The following is a 17,782-nucleotide window of genomic DNA, read 5'->3' as shown; positions in this document are numbered from 1 at the left end:
AAAACAGAGGTACTTCTACTTTTCTTAATAATCTCAGTCCCGAAAAATGAAACTGAGGTCTCCTATCATTGTACTGTGAATATATTTTTGAATACTTAATAAGTACTCAAAATAATCCTTTACTATGTCTTTAATGTGAAACTCATTAATATTCCCTTCATAATCATTACTATTTCTACCCTAATAGGTATACTTATAGGGTACCATGTAGCTATTGTTACTAAAATTGTAATGCTAAGTTTCTCAATCGCTATCTGCGTACTAGGTGTTTCATGGAAGCGGTCAAAAAAAATGTTCAACAAAGGATATTTCTTTGTTATTATTATGGTTGGTTTTTTTATCATTTTTGGAATAGCATTAGTCAAAATCCACAACCCAAAAAATTACTCAAGTCATTACAGCAATCAAATTGATTCAAAAGAACAACCTTATGACATAGGAATTCAATTCAATATTAAAGAACGGTTAAAGCCATCATTTCACTACAACAAGTATATTGTTACTACCAAATTTGTTGATGGCAAATCAGCACATGGTAGAATATTACTTCAGGTTGCAAGAGACAGCTCACAAAATATTCTGGATATAGGCAATACATATACCACTTTTACAGTATTAAAACGTATTCCTGGCGCTTTAAATCCATATCAATTTGATTATGCAAAACATTTACACACTCAATATATATCACATAGGATCATTGTATCACCCCATCAAGTTATTGATAACCATAAAATTGAATATTCTTTAGGCTATGTCGCAAATCAAATCAGAAAAACCAGCAATTTAAAATTGTCCAAATATAATTTCAGCTCTACTCAGTTATCCATTATCAACGCTTTACTTATGGGACAAAGGCAAGATATAAGTCAAGACACTTTTAACAATTATCGAGATGCAGGAGCTATCCATATTTTGGCAGTATCAGGGCTTCATGTGGGGATCATTTTACTACTATTAAATTTGTTCCTGAAACCTCTTGACAGATATCATAAAAATGGAAAAATAATCAAATTAATTCTCACTATTTTATCACTTTGGTGTTTTGCTATAATTGCTGGGTTATCTCCATCGGTACTTAGAGCTGTCACTATGTTTTCTTTTCTTGCTATAGGAATGCAAATTAGATCCAAAACAAGCATTTATAATTCATTGTTCATTTCTTTGTTTATATTAATCTGTTTTAACCCCTTACTATTGTTTTCTATTGGGTTTCAATTAAGTTATGCAGCAGTTTTTGCAATAGCATGGATACAACCTTTATTGGCAAAAATATATCATCCAAAATTTTATATTCTTAAAAAACTCTGGGAAACATTTACAGTCACCATAGCTGCTCAACTTGGATTATTACCGCTCACATTATTCTATTTTCATCAGTTCCCGCTTTTATTTTTTATTTCCAATCTTATCATTCTCCCTTTTTTGGGAGGTATTCTCGGGCTTGGTATTTTGGTTATTCTACTTGCTTATCTAAGCATTCTTCCCCAGTTTATAGCTACCATATTCGGTAACTGTATTGACGTCATGAATATCATTATTGAATGGATAGCCAATCAAGAAGGCTTTGTTATTAAAAACATTCCTTTCTCCACCTGTATGTGTATTATTTTATATCTGATTATTATTATTTCGGTCATGATGTTTAAAAAAAAAGAAAAAAGAAAACCATATTGGCTAGGGATATCTTTAATTATGCTATTCTCTGTTATGATATATGAAAAGTATATTGTTTCAAATATGGAAGAATTAATCGTATTTCATAATCAGCGTAACACCACTTTGGGTATACTAAAAAACCAACAATTTAGAATCTATAGCAAAGATTCTCTTACAGCAACAACCCAACATTTTTTATTTGGCAATTATCTTACTAGGAATCAAGCCACTTTGGATACTGTTATGCAATTAAAAAATATCTATCAATATAAAAAACAAACTATTATGGTTATTGATAGCACTTCAATCTATCATCTCAAAAATTTTCATCCAGATATTATTATTTTATCAGGTTCTCCAAAAATTCATTTGGATAGAGTACTAGACAGTTTACATCCAAAACAAATCGTTGCAGATGCGAGCAATTACAAAAATTATATCAATCAATGGGAAATTAGTTGTAAAAAACAAGAAATCCCTTTTCACCGTACAGACAAAAAGGGAGCATTTATATTAAAATAATCCTTTAAAAATCTTATAATAATACTAAAGACTCTTTGAGCAATGGGTCTTTCTGAGTATTCATTATTTCTTGTATCATTTTATAAATTGTAGGTATACAATCTTTTGCCATTTTGTTTTGACTGTTAAAAAGCACACAAATTCCCAGATCTTCATTAGGGTAAATTGCAATTTCGCTTCTGTAATTGTTGACACTCCCTCCATGATGCACAATAGTATTTGACTCTTTGGTATCAGTATCTACAAAAGAATGCACACGCCATCCCATACCATAAAAAGATTTAGAATATCCGGGCCACCTCTGATAATACTGTCTTCTTCCTCCTACTTGTATTTTTGGGCTAAATACTGCGTGCATTGTATTAGGCATCATAACTTCTGGATTATTCCCAAGCAAAAATTTCATCCACTTCCCCATATCTGCTATACTTGCATTAATTCCTCCTGCAGCTATAGCATTATTGTAATATTTTTTATTAATACGTGTAGAACGCCACCCATGTCGAATACGCTGATGTGGTTGCGCCACATTATCAGACTCTTCAAGAGCTTCATAACTTGCCGAAGCAGAAGTCATTTGTAAAGGGTCAAAAATTTTATTTTGAATAACTTCTCTCAAAGATTGACCAGTAACTTGTTCTATTACTTTACCACTTAATGCAAAAACGGCATTTTGATAACTATAAATATTACCTGGTTGTTCAATAGTAACCACCTCTCTAAATTTGCTTGCAATTCTTGTTATTGGCAATCCATCTTCTACAAGATTGGTAAAACTATGATATGGTAAACCTGTAGTATGTGACAACACATGAGACAGAGTTACTTTTTTTGTTTGTTTTTTACTAGCCATTTGAAATTCAGGAATATAATCCACAATTTTATCTTCCCAATTTAATAATCCTTCTTCTACATGAATTCCAGTTAGTATACCAGCAAAACCTTTGGAAACAGATCCAATTCTAAAGATTGTTTCTTTATTGATTTTATCTTTTAAAGCTACATTCCTTTTACCATAACCATCTAAATAAATAACAGAATCACATTTTACAATAGCAACAGCAGCTCCTACAATTTGGTGCTTATCTATAGCTTTATTAAAATATGCTTGAATAGTATCTACCAATCGCTCCTTAAACGAGTCTGAGAAGTGAACTTCTGGTGGTTCTGATATTTGATGTGATATTTGGCTGGTTTGGACTTCTTGAGGTAATTCTGGTTGTTTGGCTGAAACAAAAGAAAAAAGTAGCACAATAAACAACATAGATGGGACAGCTATGACTAGTATTTTTTTCATAAGTAAGTTTACAATTCAAAAAAGAGTAAATAAAATCAAAAAAAGCAAGTACAATTTATAGAGTAGGTATTAAAACTGTATTAAACTAGATTAGTTTTATTTTCATTTTTTGAATCAGATTTGGGTATTATTTTAGGTTTATTATTAACTAACGAATAGATCTTCAATTAATTGTACTATCTCTATTTAAGATCTCCTCTTAAAGCACTCTAAATTTAGTCAATTCTACAAGTACAAAAGATAGTTGCGTAAAAAATTTAATGTCAAAATCATTCTAAATATTTGAATTTGAAAGAAAAATCACTCACAAAAACAAAAAACATTCTATACTGAATGTTATGACGGTCAATTTACGATAAAAAGACACAAAACCAAGACAAAATACACAAATATCTATACAAAAGCATTTTTTCGTGACTAGTTACATTTGAAAAAAAAGCTCCTTTCTAATTATGTAATTAGAAAGGAGCTTTTTAAAAGTATAATAATATGTATTAATTTTCGAAAGTACTTACAAAAGACTGTTCATATTTCTGCCAAGCGTCTGTACTGGTTAATTTTTTATAATCATTATTATGAATCATTTTAAGATATATCTCCAACTGTTGTGGTGTTTTATAACCCACTACAGGAGCAATAAGATTTCCTTTTTCATCAAAAAATACCATACTAGGATATCCAGTTATTTTGAGCGCGTTTGCAAAAAAATGTTGGCTATTCCTTCCTTTCCTATCTGGATTATAATTTGGATTGGTATAGGTGAAATCATTATATTTTACTTCTTCTTTTCCTTCTGCATTAAACTTTACTGCATAATAGTTCTTATTCACATAGGAAACTACATCCTTATTATGGAAAGTTCTTTTATCCAGAAGTTTACAAGGTCCACACCAATCTGTATACACATCCATAAAGATCTTTTTTGGGTCTTTTTTCTGAGCCTCCAGAGCATCATTCATAGACATCCAATTGATCTCTTGTGCTTGAGTATAACAGCAGAATAGAAATCCAAAAATAAAAAGTAGGTTTTTCATAAATCTTAAATTTTTATAACTAGTCGTAAACAAAAATTATTCCTTATTAAAAAATTCATTTGCCTTTGGGAGGCAAGTAAAGTTATATATTTTATTACATATTAATGCACTCCATGCATCATTTTCTTCATTTTTGAAGTAATCAAAATTAGTATTACCCCAACCGCTATTGGTACTATAGTAAAGATTAAAAAGAAAGCAGACATCGAATATGTATTAACAATCACATCGATATAACTACCAACAAAACCAGCTAATTTATTACCAATAGCAATGGCCAGATACCATAGACCAAACATTATTCCTATTTTTTTTGCTGGTACTAATTTTGAAACATAGGATAATCCTACCGGAGATAAACATAATTCACCCATAGTATGCAGTAAGTAAGCCACAACCAACCATACTAAACTAACGGATGCAGTTTTTGCTCCTTGGGGAATCGATGCAGAACCCCATGCTAGCATTCCGAACCCTACACCTAATAATATCATTCCTAGTCCAAATTTCACAGTGGCAGAAGGGTTATACTTACTTTCCCATACTTTAGAAAATAAGGGTGCAAGTGTAATAATAAATAATGAGTTCAAAATCAGAAACCAGGATGCCGGAATTTCAGTTGTTTTCTGTGGTAGAATTACAGAAAGTTTCCATAATGCAATTGCCCATACACTTAAGAAGCTTACTCCTAAAACAATATTGGATAATGATATTTTTTTAAACGTTTGTGAAAACAGTTTAAATAAAACCCAGGTGATAACTCCTAAAGGTACAATCGTTATTAATGTGTCTACTATTTTAAATATTGATGCAGAACTTCCACTCAATACACGTTGCGTAAATTTATTTGCAAAAATAGTCATAGATCCACTGGCTTGCTCAAAAGATGCCCAGAAGAATACTACAAAAAATGCTAAGACCCCTACAACAATGTAACGATCTCTTTGTACATGAGCAGGCACTTTTTCTTCAACTTCATCTGGCATGTTTTCGATAGCATCGGATAAATCTATTTTTTTGGATGGTTCTACTCCTACATTCTCAAAAATACTTCTACCAAACCAGAATTGCAGCATGCCCAGCATCATAAAAATACCAGCCAAACCAAATCCCCATGCCCAACTTAAGTTCTCTCCTAAGAAACCACAAAGCAAAACACCAATAAAACCACCAGAGTTTACACCCATATAAAAAATGGTAAAAGCCCCATCTTTCCTTTCTGGAAACTTATCATACAGACCACTAACAATCGATGTAATATTTGGTTTAAATAAACCATTACCTATGATTAACAGTCCTACACCTATATATAGTGTAGTTTCTGTTTCTAATGCCATTGCAGCATGCCCAAGCGTCATTACCAGAGCACCTAGTGCAACTGCTTTTTGATATCCTGTAAATTTATCGGCAATCCACCCTCCTATAACGGGGGTTACATAAACTAAAGAAGTGTATGTTCCTAAAAGGGCTAGCGCTCTTTCATTAGACCATTCCCAACCTCCTTCTGCAAAAGTAGAAGTTAAAAATAATACAAAAATTGCGCGCATTCCATAGTACGAAAAGCGTTCCCACATTTCTGTAAAAAACAATACATACAATGCGGGTTTATGACCTAATAGACTAAAGTCATTTGAATTGTCTTGAACCATCATGATAATATTTTATGCGTTATCAGCTAATTCAAAACCTTCAGCTTCTTCATGTAAAGTTCCTTCTCTATCTTCAACACCATGCGTTAGAACTTCTAATTTTTTTCTAAAGACCATAACGAGTAATCCAAAGATCACACAAAAAACGGCTATTCCGGTAAAGATGGTAAACTCTCCAAGGTTTTCTGCAGATTCTCCTAATAAACCAGCCAGCTTATTTCCAAAACCTGTCATTGCAAAATATACCCCCATCATTAATGCTCCATATTTAACCGGAGCCAATTTTGTAATAAACGACAATGCCACAGGCGATATACATAATTCTCCAATAGTATGAAACAAATATGCCAATACTAACCAGTACATTGCAGAAGATCCATCAGAGTTAAACTCCATAGATGCAGCTGTCATGAAAAAGAATCCTGTTCCCATAATAATAAGTCCAATAATCATCTTAAATAAAGAACTCGAAACTTTTCCTTTTAGTTTTCTATTCGCCCAGTACCAAGCTATAGTGGTTCCTAAGAAAATTATAAACATAGCATTTAGAGATTGAAACCATGAAGCAGGAACTTCCCAGCCCATTAGCATTCTGTTTGTTTTTTCTTTGGCATAGATATTCATTAATCCTCCCGCTTGCTCAAAAGCTCCCCAAAAAACGATCACTAAAAGAAATGAAATAAACAACACAACAATCCTATCTTTTTCGATCTTAGTTAATGGTTTTTTCATTGCTTCTTTATCTTCTTCTTTTTCAGAAGCTCCCAAAAAGTTACCTACTCCTGCAAGGTATTTTTGCCCTAATAGGTATTGTAATAATCCCAATGCCATTCCTATTCCTGCAAGGCCAAACCCATAGTGCCACCCATGTACTTCTCCTACATATCCTACTATTAAACTTGATAAAAATGCGCCAACATTAATTCCGATATAAAAAATAGTAAACCCTTTATCTCTTCGTATATCTCCTTGTTTATACAAACCTCCTACCATAGTCGAAATATTAGGTTTTAGCATTCCTACTCCTGCTATGATTAAACCAAGACCAGAATACCATGCCCACATTTCTTCAACAGCCAAAATACTATGTCCGGCAACCAGTAAAATCCCTCCGACTAAAACTGATTTTTTTTGTCCCAGAAATTTATCTGCAATCCATCCACCAGGAATTGATGCTACATAAACCAACATCGTATACCATCCATACAGTGCTAAAGCTTCTCCAGATGACCAGCCTAAACCTGCATTTTCATCCACGGTTTTAGCTGTTAGATATAACACAAAAATTGCTCTCATACCATAGTATGAAAAACGTTCCCACATTTCTGTAAAAAATAAAATGTATAATCCCACCGGATGCCCAAAAAGCTCTTTCTGATGAGCTGCTTTAACTGTATTTGCCATTATGTTTGTTTAATTAATTATAAGTTGTTTTTAATGAAGTTAGTCATCTTATTGAATAAATGTAATCTAGTATTACCACCGTAAATTCCATGGTTTTTGTCGGGATAAATTGCCCAATCAAAATCTTTATTTGCCTGTATCAATGCTTCAACCAATTGCATTGTATTTTGAACATGCACATTATCATCTGCACTACCATGTACTAATAAGAATTTTCCTTTTAATCCATTCACAAAATTAATAGGCGAATTATCATCATATCCCTTTGCATTCTCCTGGGGAGTCATCAAATATCGTTCCGTATAAATGGTATCATAAAATCTCCAACTTGTAACCGGAGCCACAGCAATTGCCATTTTAAAGGTGTCCGGAGCTTTAAATAAACAATTACTAGACATAAAACCTCCGTAACTCCATCCCCAAATCCCAATTCGTGATGCATCTATATACTCCAATCCTCCAAAATGCTTAGCAGCAGCAATCTGATCCTGAACTTCTAGATTTCCTAGATCATTTTGTGTAGCTTTTTTAAACTTGGCACCTTTTAAGCCAGTTCCTTTACCATCAACACAAACAACAATATATCCTTGTTGCGCCAACATCATATACCAATAATCATTTGCTCTATGCCAGGAATTCTTTACCGATTGAGACCCTGGTCCAGAATACTGATACATCAACAATGGGTATTTCTTCTTAGGATCAAAATCTTTGGGCTTTATCATCCAGATATTTAGTTGTTCTCCATTAACTTCTATTGTAGAAAACTCCTTTGGTCGTATATCATATTTTGCCAGTTTCTCTAGCAGTCCTTTATTATTTTTGATTTCACGAACAACTTTTCCTGTCTTGCCATCATTTAGCGAATATTCATATGGAGTAGTCGCATTAGAAAAATAATTAATGTATAAACTGAAATCTGCACTAAAGTCAGCGTCATTAGTTCCATCTTTTTGACTTAATCGCTTTTTGTCTTTTCCATCTAAAGTAACACTATAAATATCTCTATTGATACTTCCGTTCTCTACACTTTGATAGTATATAGTTTTATTCTTTTTATTATAACCGTAATAACTAGTTATCTCCCAAGGCCCTTTGGTAACCTGATTTATCAATTCACCAGTTACTGCATGATGATAGATATGATTGTATCCGTCTTTTTCACTAGTCCATATAAAGCTATTATCATCTAAGAATGTAAGATTATCTGTAATATCAATATAAGCATCATCTTTTTCGTTAAGTACAACTTTAGCAGCTTTGGTCTTGGCATCTACAAAAATTAAATCCAGATTATTTTGATGCCTGTTCATTACCTGTACACTCAAAATATCTGGATTTGCTGTCCATTTTATTCTAGGGATATAAAAATCTTTATAATCACCTAGTTTAATCTGATCTAAAGCCATTGCCTTAATATCTGCTACATACAGGGAGACTTTTGCATTTTTCTCTCCTGCTTTAGGGTATTTAAAAACCTCTTGCTTTTGGTATAAATCTTTACCATAGACATCCATAGAAAACTCAGGCACTTCTCTTTCATCAAATCGTAAAAACGCAATTTTGTCACTATCGGCACTCCAATCAAAGGCTCTTACGAACGAAAACTCTTCTTCGTATACCCAATCTGTAATCCCATTAATGATTTCATTTTTCTTACCATCATCGGTTAATTGTACCTCCTTACCTGTCGCAAAGTTTAACACATAAATATTATTATCCAGAATGTATGCTATTTTATTTCCATCTGGCGATAACATAGGAGATTGTATTTTTTTATCACTGACTTTAAAAATACCTTTAGAAGGAACGTCATAAATATGATAAATCCCTTTTGAAGAATGACGATAGATCTGTTCTAGCTCGCTTGAAAGCAAAACTCTATTTTCATCTTTGCTAAAAGAATACCCTTGAAACGTAGATAGATCATCAACAGAAGCAGTATTTATTAAGGTTCTGACTTTTTCACCCGTTTCGTATGAATATACTTCAATACTAACAGCTCCAGAAACAGCATCTCTTTCTATAACTGAATACTCTGTCCCATTATTCATAGAATGTAAAGATTGTAGCCCTTCGGTTCTGAAAGTTCCTCCCCAGATTTCCTGTAGAGTAAAAGCCTTATCTTGTGCTGATACGACAAGCCCTATAAAAATTGTAATTGTAAAAAACAATTTTGTAATTTTCATATGATATAATTTTAAAAATTGTTGACGCCAAGAATACTAAAAAATTCGTGAAAAATACAACAATTGCTGTTAAATACAATAAAATCATAAAATCGTATGCGTATTTTTTAGCATATCATCAATAATACCTGAAATTTTATCTGCTTATTTAACTATTCACAAATAATTATATTTACACTATTGCCAATCAACACGAAATCATTAAACTAATCATTTACAAATATTTACAATCAAAAATATTAATTTTAAAGAATGTGTATTTTCCATTTTAATCCTAAATCAACATGTTAAGAATAATGCTCTTGATATATCAAAAATCATTTAGCTATGCGTATGACAAAACAGAATAGTATATTTGAAGCCACTTATAACAACAAACATAATGGCACCTGTAGTTTCTGGGTTTTCTAAACTTTCTAAAGCTGATAAAATCAAATGGTTGGCAAAACACCATTTTAATGATGATCAAAATGCAATAGACACTTTAGTAACCTACTGGAATTCTGATGACGGGCTTCAAAAGCTTCATGATGAGTTTACTGAAAATACTATCTCTAATTATTACCTGCCTTTTTCGGTAGCTCCAAATTTTCTCATTAACAATAAGCGATATACGCTGCCTATGACCATCGAAGAAAGTTCTGTGGTTGCTGCAGCGAGCAAGGCTGCTAAATTTTGGCAAACGCGAGGTGGGTTTAAAGCCGAAGTATTATCAACTATAAAAGTTGGACAAGTACATTTTACATATACCGGAAACTCTGAAAAACTACAGCAATTTTTCTCTATAGTAAAATCCAAAATACTAACCTCTGTATCCCATATGACTAAGAATATGGAAAAGCGAGGTGGAGGAGTAATTGATATTGAACTTCGTGACAAAACCACAGAAATTGATAACTACTATCAATTGCATTGCACTTTTGAAACTGCAGATGCTATGGGAGCTAATTTTATTAATTCTTGTTTGGAGCAGTTTGCAAAGACAATAGTCATAGAAGCAAAAGAATATCAAGATTTTTCTACTGCCGAAAAGGATATTGAGATTATCATGAGTATTCTCTCTAATTATGTTCCACAATGTTTAGTAAAAGCTTCTGTATCTTGTGATATTAAAGATTTACCCAATACCTCATCACTTTCTTCTCTGCAATATGCCAAAAAATTTGTGAGAGCAGTACGTATTGCTGAGATTGAGCCTTACCGTGCAGTAACACACAACAAAGGAATCATGAATGGCATTGATGCCGTAGTATTAGCCACCGGGAATGATTTTAGAGCAATAGAAGCAGGAGCGCATGCATACGCATCAAGAAATGGCAAATATACCAGCCTTACTCATGCTGAAATACAAAATGATATTTTAACTTTCTCTATCAAATTACCTCTTGCGCTAGGTACCGTAGGTGGGCTAACCTCTCTTCACCCTTTGGTTAAATTGGCATTGCAGCTTCTTGAAAAACCTAATGCTAAAAAACTAATGGAAATAACAGCCGTAGCAGGACTTGCTCAAAATTTTGCGGCCATAAATTCACTGATCACCACAGGAATTCAACAAGGACATATGAAAATGCACTTGATGAATATCCTTAATCAATTTAAAGCTACAGAAGACGAAAAAAAACAGCTTATAAAATATTTTGAAACCAATGCAGTTACCCATAGCGAAGTAGTAACACAGATTGAAAAATTAAGAACTTAAATGAAAAAATCCTTTTATAGCCATGGTAAATTATTGTTTACTGCCGAATATTTGGTATTGGATGGCGCATGTGCTTTAGCTATACCTACTAAAAAAGGGCAATGGTTGTTAATTGAAGAAAGTGATGTTCCTCAAATTATATGGAAAAGCTTTGATCAAGAAGGCAACTGTTGGTTTGAGGCTAATTTAATCGCAGAAGACAATACTTTTAAACAAATTCAAAATAATATTGAAGAAAATGATATCTCTACTACTCTGATTGCCATCCTTACAGCTGCAAAAGAGCTAAATCCTAATTTTCTTTCCTCTGGAAAAGGGTATCGTGTAGAAAGTAGATTAGAGTTTCATAGACAATGGGGACTTGGATCTTCATCTACATTAATTAATAACATTGCGCAGTGGGCAAAAGTAGATGCATTTACTTTACTTGAAAAAAGCTTTGGTGGTAGTGGGTATGATATTGCATGTGCTCAACATGATTCTCCTATTTTATATAAACGCACCGAAGGCAAACCAATTATAAAAACTGCTAATTTCAATCCTTCTTTTAAAGAGAATCTATTTTTCATTCATTTAAACAAAAAACAGGACAGTAAAGCTTCTATCAAGCATTATCAATCACTACCGCTAAAGGATTTTGATAATGCAGAAACTACAGTGAATGAAATTACTTCTAAAATATTAGATTGCACTACTCTTGCCAAGTTTAATACCTTAATCGATTTACACGAAGAAATCATTTCTAAAATTATTAAGACTCCAACAATAAAATCTATCTTATTCTCTGATTATCCTGGTAGTATTAAAAGTCTTGGGGGTTGGGGTGGAGATTTTGTCCTGGTTACCGGAAATTCTTCAGAAATGTCTTATTTCAAAGAAAAAGGATACACTACAATTATACCTTATAAGGAAATGATATTAGAGTAGCACACACCAACCTACTATATCTAGAAGGCCTAATAATAGTTTGTATTAAGACGGCAACACATTAAGAGTGGTTGTCATATAATTTAGTAGTGTCTACATTATGTATATTATAAATCCTAAAATTAACCTTTTAAAAATAGGGTAATCCACTATTTATTTGTTGTTATTAATATAGATTCCTATTTCATAAGTCATTTTTCATATGAAAGACAACAAAACCTATGTATCATGAACCTAAAAATTTTATTTTTCATATCATTTTATATATCCAGTAACCTGGCTTTTTCTCAATCTATTACAAACACTCCCAATTTAAATTACGCTTTAACAAATCAGCCAAATTATTTTTCGCTTTATGATCTCCAAAACCCACATTTCAAATACCCTAAAACGCTAGATAATAACTACTTACTTCATCATAATTTCTACACGAATATTTATATTAATACAATAGACCAATCAACCAATAATAGGATTTTGTATCAAAATGCCAAATCCTTATCAAGTATTCAAAATAAACCTTTTAATCCCATGTCTAGAGAAGGATCATGGGACAACCCTTCTAATTCAGTATCATTAGAAAATGCTGTTCTTAATTCAGAAGTTGTGTTTGCAATTTGGGAGTTATTTAACCCTTAGTCAAATAAAAAAGCCTCAGCTTTTACAAACCGAGGCTTTTTAAATATTTCATAACACTACTATAATTCTAGTGCTTTCATTACATTATTATCCATAAGCAATTCTTCTGGGTTCTCTAATGCTTCTTTTACCGCTACTAAGAATCCTACAGACTCTTTACCATCAATAATTCTATGATCATAAGATAATGCCACATACATAATAGGTGCTACTACAATTTGCCCATCTCTCACGATCGGACGCTCTACAATATTATGCATTCCTAAGATAGCACTCTGTGGAGGGTTAATAATTGGTGTAGATAACATACTACCAAAAACTCCACCATTAGTAATAGTAAAGGTTCCTCCTGTCATTTCATCAACAGTAATCTCACCATCACGTGCTCGGATTGCCAACCTCTTTACTTCTGATTCTACTCCTCTGAAGCTTAAATTTTCTGCATTACGAATCACAGGAACCATCAGTCCTTTAGGTCCAGAAACTGCAATACTAATATCCTGAAAATCATAAGAGATCATTTCTTTACCATCAATCATCGAATTTACTGCCGGGAATAACTTTAATGCTCGTACACATGCAAGAGTAAAGAAAGACATAAACCCTAAACTCACTCCATGTTTGCTTTTAAACGTTTCTTTATACTGGCTACGAAGATTAAAAATTGGCTGCATATCCACTTCGTTAAATGTAGTTAACATTGCAGTTTCATTTTTAACTGAAACTAAACGTTCTGCTACTTTACGACGAAGCATAGATAATTTATGACGTGACTCTCCTCTACTTCCTAGCCCTGGAGTTCCCATTGCCGGTTTTGCGTCTAGTGCATCAGCTTTAGTAACACGTCCGTCTCTACCTGTTCCTTTTACCTGACTAGCATCTATACCTTTCTCGGCAAGTACTTTTTTAGCTGCAGGAGAAGCGGTTCCTGTTGCATAAGTTTCTGTTTTGGCAGGTGCTGTCGGAGTTTCTTCTTTTTTCTCTTCTACCTTAGGAGTTTCTGCCTCAGAAGCTAATTTGGTTTCGCCTCCTTCTGGTTTAGCAGCCTCTGTATCAATAAGACATACCACTTGACCAACTGCTACTGCATCCCCTTCTTCGGCCATAAGTGTTATAACTCCACTTGCTTCAGCAGGTAATTCTAAGGTTGCTTTATCACTGTCTACTTCAGCAATTGCCTGATCTTTTTCGACATAATCACCAGACTCAACAAGCCATTGAGCTATTTCTACTTCTGTAATAGATTCTCCCGGTGATGGGACTTTCATTTCTAAAGCCATAATTCTGAATTTATCCTTTGTATAATTTCCTTCGGAAATTTTTAACTATACTTACTTATTTACTAAATTTTATCTTCTTTGATTATTCTTTGTTTCATCAAACACATAATCGATTACCTGTTGATGTCTTCTCTTTGATCTGGTTGCACTACCTGCCGCAGGAGCTCCATATGATCTCCTACTTGCAAATCTAAATGTTTTTGCTTCATCATAGTTCATTAACATATGACTTAATGCACCCATATTACGTGGTTCTTCTTGTGCCCAAACTACTTCATCTGCCTTATACTTCTTAATCAGAGCATCCATCTCTGCCGCTGGCAAAGGGAATAATTGCTCTATTCTTACCAAAGCAACATCTTTCCTTCCTAGTTTTTCTTTTTCTTCTAATAAATCATAATAGAATTTACCTGTACAAAAAACCAGTGTTTTTACAGCTGTTGCTTTCGCATCCGGGTCATCTAATACCGTTTGAAACTTACCGTTAGCAAATTCATCTACAGAAGAATGTACTTTAGGATGACGCAATAAACTCTTTGGTGTAAATACAATTAAAGGTTTACGATATTTTGCTTTCATTTGTCTACGTAGCAAATGAAATAAATTAGCAGGCGTTGTTACATCAGCCACAAACATATTATCTTTTGCACAAAGCTGTAAATATCGTTCCATACGAGCCGAAGAATGTTCTGCTCCTTGTCCTTCATAACCATGTGGTAACAACATCACCAAACCGTTTTGCAACTTCCACTTATCTTCTGCCGAAGAAATATATTGATCCAACATAATTTGGGCACCATTACTAAAATCTCCAAATTGTGCTTCCCAAATAGTTAATGTTTTTGGACTTGCCATCGCATACCCATAGTCGAATCCTACTACTCCATATTCTGATAATAATGAATTATAGATATAAAAATCTGACTGATCTCCTTTTAGGTTATTTAGTAGCACTACCTCTTCTTCACTATCTTCTACTTTGATAACAGCATGCCTATGTGAAAACGTTCCTCGTTCTACATCTTGCCCGCTCATTCTCACATCATATCCTTCTTTTAACAAAGAGCCATAAGCTAGTAACTCTCCCATTGCCCAGTCTAACTGGTCCGTCTCAAAGAATCTTTTATGTCGGTCGTTTACTATTTTTTCTATTTTACGAAGGAATTTTTTATCCGAAGGAAGCTTAGTAATAGCTTCAGCAATTTCGGTCAATTTATCCTTAGGATAAGTAGTATCAACTACTTCCATCATTTTATCTTCTTGTACTCTTTCAAAACCAGCCCATTCATCCTCCATGAATGGTGTTATTACTGTTTTTTCCTGCTTACGAGAATCTTCCAATTCTTCTTCGAGTGATGCTTTGTACTCTTTTTCGAGCTTAGTAACATGGTCTTTATCTATAATACCTTCAGAAATCAATTTTTCTGCATAAATATCTCGTGGATTATTATGTTTGGCAATAGCTTTATATAACTTAGGTTGGGTGAAACGTGGTTCGTCTCCTTCATTATGTCCATATTTACGATATCCAAGTAAATCTATAAATACGTCACGACCAAAATTCATTCTAAAATCTAATGCAAAATTAGTTGCATGAACTACTGCTTCTGCGTCGTCTGCATTTACATGCAAAACAGGAGATAAGGTAACCTTACCAACATCTGTACAATATGTTGATGAACGTGCATCTAGATAATTAGTCGTAAAACCAATTTGGTTATTAACGATTATATGTATAGTTCCTCCAGTCTTATACCCTTCTAATTGAGCCATCTGAACAATCTCATAAACCAATCCTTGCCCTGCTACAGCAGCATCTCCATGAACTACTATTGGTAGTACCTGAGAAATATCTTCTTTATAATGGGTATCTTGTTTTGATCTAGTTATTCCTTCTACAACCGCACCTACTGTTTCTAAATGTGATGGATTTGGAGCAATATTCATATTAATTGCCTTTCCAGAATCCGATTCTCGTTTAGAGGTCCAACCCAAATGATATTTTACATCTCCATCAAATACAGTTTCCTCATAATCTTTTCCATCAAATTCACTAAAGATATCTTTAGGGCTTTTTCCAAAAATATTTGTAAGTGTACTTAACCTACCACGGTGTGCCATACCCATTACAAACTCTTTTACTCCTAGATCAGCTGCCTTTTCTACTAATGCATCAAGAGCAGGGATAAGAGATTCTCCTCCTTCGAGAGAAAATCGTTTTTGACCTACATATTTGGTATGCAAAAAGCTTTCGAATGAAACTGCCTGATTTAGTTTTCTAAGAATATGTTTCTTTTGCTCTACAGAGAATTTAGTTCTATTGGTATTAAAATTAACCCGAGCCTGTATCCATTCTCTTTCTTCGGGGTTACGAATATACATATATTCTATACCTATAGAATCACAATATATTTGTTCTAGGTGAACAATAATATTGCTTAGTGTATTGGGTCCTATTCCAATAATTTCTCCTGCATTAAAAACCGTATTGAGATCACTTTGACTTAATCCAAAATTTTCTAAAGCCAATGTTGGGATATATTTTCTTCGTTCTCTAACAGGATTTGTTTTGGTAAACAAATGCCCTCGAGTTCTATATCCATCTATTAATCGAACTACCTGAAATTCTTTTTGAACATTTTGGGGAACGGCAACAGTCTCTCCTGGTGCTTGATCAGCATACATAGTTTCTCCTGAATCATTAGCACTTTCTAATCCAAAATCAAATCCTTGAAAAAATGCTCTCCAACTAGGCTCTACACTATCAGGGTTCTGTAAATATTGATCGTATAAATCTGCAAAAAATGCGGTATTAGCCGCATTCAAAAATGAATATTTATCCATATGTAAGTATTCAACTGTCTTTTAAATAATAAAACGCAACAAAAATACAATAATTACGCTATAATAGGTATCGAATTATTTATATTTATAGTATAATTTTTCATAAAATTAACAATGAAAGTTAATGTTCGCCAAAATATCAAAATCCTTGTCTTAGTTATTTTAATTCTATTTTCCTTACAAAAAAGTTATTCTCAAAATGATGATTTTTGGTCTAACATTAGTTTTGGAGGTAATTTGGGAATTGGATTTGGGAATGATACTTTTAGTGGAGTCATCGAGCCGCTGGCAGTGTACAATTTTAACGAACAATTTGCTGCTGGATTAGGAGTTAGTTTTGGATATATTGAATCCAATAATTTTACAGCAACCAATTATGGAGGGAGCGTACTCGCTTTTTATAGTCCAATACGAGAAATTCAACTCTCTCTTGAATTTCAGGAAATGGGAGTTTCGAGAACTCTTGAAATTGAAAATACAGCAGATTTCAAAGAGAATTATTGGTATCCGTCCCTATTTGTTGGTGGTGGTTATCGTATAGGTAATGTAAGTATTGGGATTCGTTACGATCTCCTTTATGATAACAATAAAAGTATCTACGGAAATGCCTATGTCCCTTTTGTAAGCGTGTTTTTCTAA

At 33.3% G+C, this 17,782-nt stretch carries 12 protein-coding genes; 5 read left to right on the top strand and 7 right to left on the bottom strand.

The features are described 5' to 3' along the window. Nucleotides 1-231: 231 nt before the first annotated feature. Nucleotides 232-2,181: a ComEC/Rec2 family competence protein gene (locus ATE84_RS06570; protein ID WP_233195757.1), complete on the top strand. Its 1,950-nt coding sequence runs from the start codon at nt 232-234 to the stop codon at nt 2,179-2,181. A gap of 13 nt (nt 2,182-2,194) precedes the next feature. Here the strand turns inward: ATE84_RS06570 and ATE84_RS06565 are convergent, their stop codons facing one another. From ATE84_RS06565 to ATE84_RS06545, 5 genes are all read right to left on the bottom strand, one after another. Further along, nucleotides 2,195-3,478, bottom strand: coding sequence for a serine hydrolase (locus tag ATE84_RS06565; protein WP_101446897.1), 1,284 nt, complete (start codon nt 3,476-3,478; stop codon nt 2,195-2,197). A 494-nt stretch (nt 3,479-3,972) separates the two neighbouring features. After that, nucleotides 3,973-4,512, bottom strand: coding sequence for a thioredoxin fold domain-containing protein (locus tag ATE84_RS06560; RefSeq protein ID WP_101446895.1), 540 nt, complete (start codon nt 4,510-4,512; stop codon nt 3,973-3,975). A gap of 101 nt (nt 4,513-4,613) precedes the next feature. Next, on the bottom strand, nt 4,614-6,161 hold the full coding sequence (locus ATE84_RS06555) for a peptide MFS transporter (protein WP_101446893.1): 1,548 nt from the start codon (nt 6,159-6,161) through the stop codon (nt 4,614-4,616). Between the two features lie 12 nt (nt 6,162-6,173). Continuing rightward, a complete protein-coding gene (locus ATE84_RS06550) occupies nt 6,174-7,565 on the bottom strand; it encodes a peptide MFS transporter (protein ID WP_101446891.1) in 1,392 nt (463 codons plus the stop codon). Nucleotides 7,566-7,582: 17 nt separating this feature from the next. Then, a complete protein-coding gene (locus ATE84_RS06545; RefSeq protein WP_101446889.1) occupies nt 7,583-9,754 on the bottom strand; it encodes a S9 family peptidase in 2,172 nt (723 codons plus the stop codon). A 382-nt stretch (nt 9,755-10,136) separates the two neighbouring features. Between ATE84_RS06545 and ATE84_RS06540 the strand changes: the two genes are divergently transcribed. The 3 genes from ATE84_RS06540 to ATE84_RS06530 all read left to right on the top strand — a co-directional run bounded on the left by ATE84_RS06540 (nt 10,137) and on the right by ATE84_RS06530 (nt 13,019). Then, the gene (locus tag ATE84_RS06540) at nt 10,137-11,453 is read left to right on the top strand and encodes a hydroxymethylglutaryl-CoA reductase, degradative (RefSeq protein WP_101446887.1); all 1,317 of its coding nucleotides are present in this window, start codon (nt 10,137-10,139) and stop codon (nt 11,451-11,453) included. Beyond that, entirely contained in the window at nt 11,454-12,380 is a 927-nt protein-coding gene (locus tag ATE84_RS06535; RefSeq protein WP_101446885.1) for a GYDIA family GHMP kinase, read from the top strand. Nucleotides 12,381-12,608: 228 nt separating this feature from the next. Further along, nucleotides 12,609-13,019: a hypothetical protein gene (locus ATE84_RS06530; RefSeq protein WP_101446883.1), complete on the top strand. Its 411-nt coding sequence runs from the start codon at nt 12,609-12,611 to the stop codon at nt 13,017-13,019. Nucleotides 13,020-13,078: 59 nt separating this feature from the next. Here the strand turns inward: ATE84_RS06530 and odhB are convergent, their stop codons facing one another. Then, nucleotides 13,079-14,299 carry a 2-oxoglutarate dehydrogenase complex dihydrolipoyllysine-residue succinyltransferase gene (odhB, locus tag ATE84_RS06525; RefSeq protein WP_101446881.1) on the bottom strand — a complete coding sequence of 407 codons (1,221 nt, stop codon included), beginning with the start codon at nt 14,297-14,299 and terminating at the stop codon, nt 13,079-13,081. Between the two features lie 69 nt (nt 14,300-14,368). Then, nucleotides 14,369-17,143 (bottom strand): 2-oxoglutarate dehydrogenase E1 component, encoded by a 2,775-nt coding sequence (locus tag ATE84_RS06520; RefSeq protein ID WP_101446879.1) that lies wholly within the window; start codon nt 17,141-17,143, stop codon nt 14,369-14,371. 114 nt (nt 17,144-17,257) lie between these two features. Here ATE84_RS06520 and ATE84_RS06515 point away from each other — a divergent pair, with 114 nt between their 5' ends. Next, nucleotides 17,258-17,782: an alpha-ketoglutarate decarboxylase gene (locus ATE84_RS06515; protein WP_101446877.1), complete on the top strand. Its 525-nt coding sequence runs from the start codon at nt 17,258-17,260 to the stop codon at nt 17,780-17,782.

Source organism: Aquimarina sp. MAR_2010_214, assembly GCF_002846555.1.
GTDB lineage: Bacteria > Bacteroidota > Bacteroidia > Flavobacteriales > Flavobacteriaceae > Aquimarina.
This window is presented reverse-complemented; position numbering and strand designations above follow the sequence as displayed.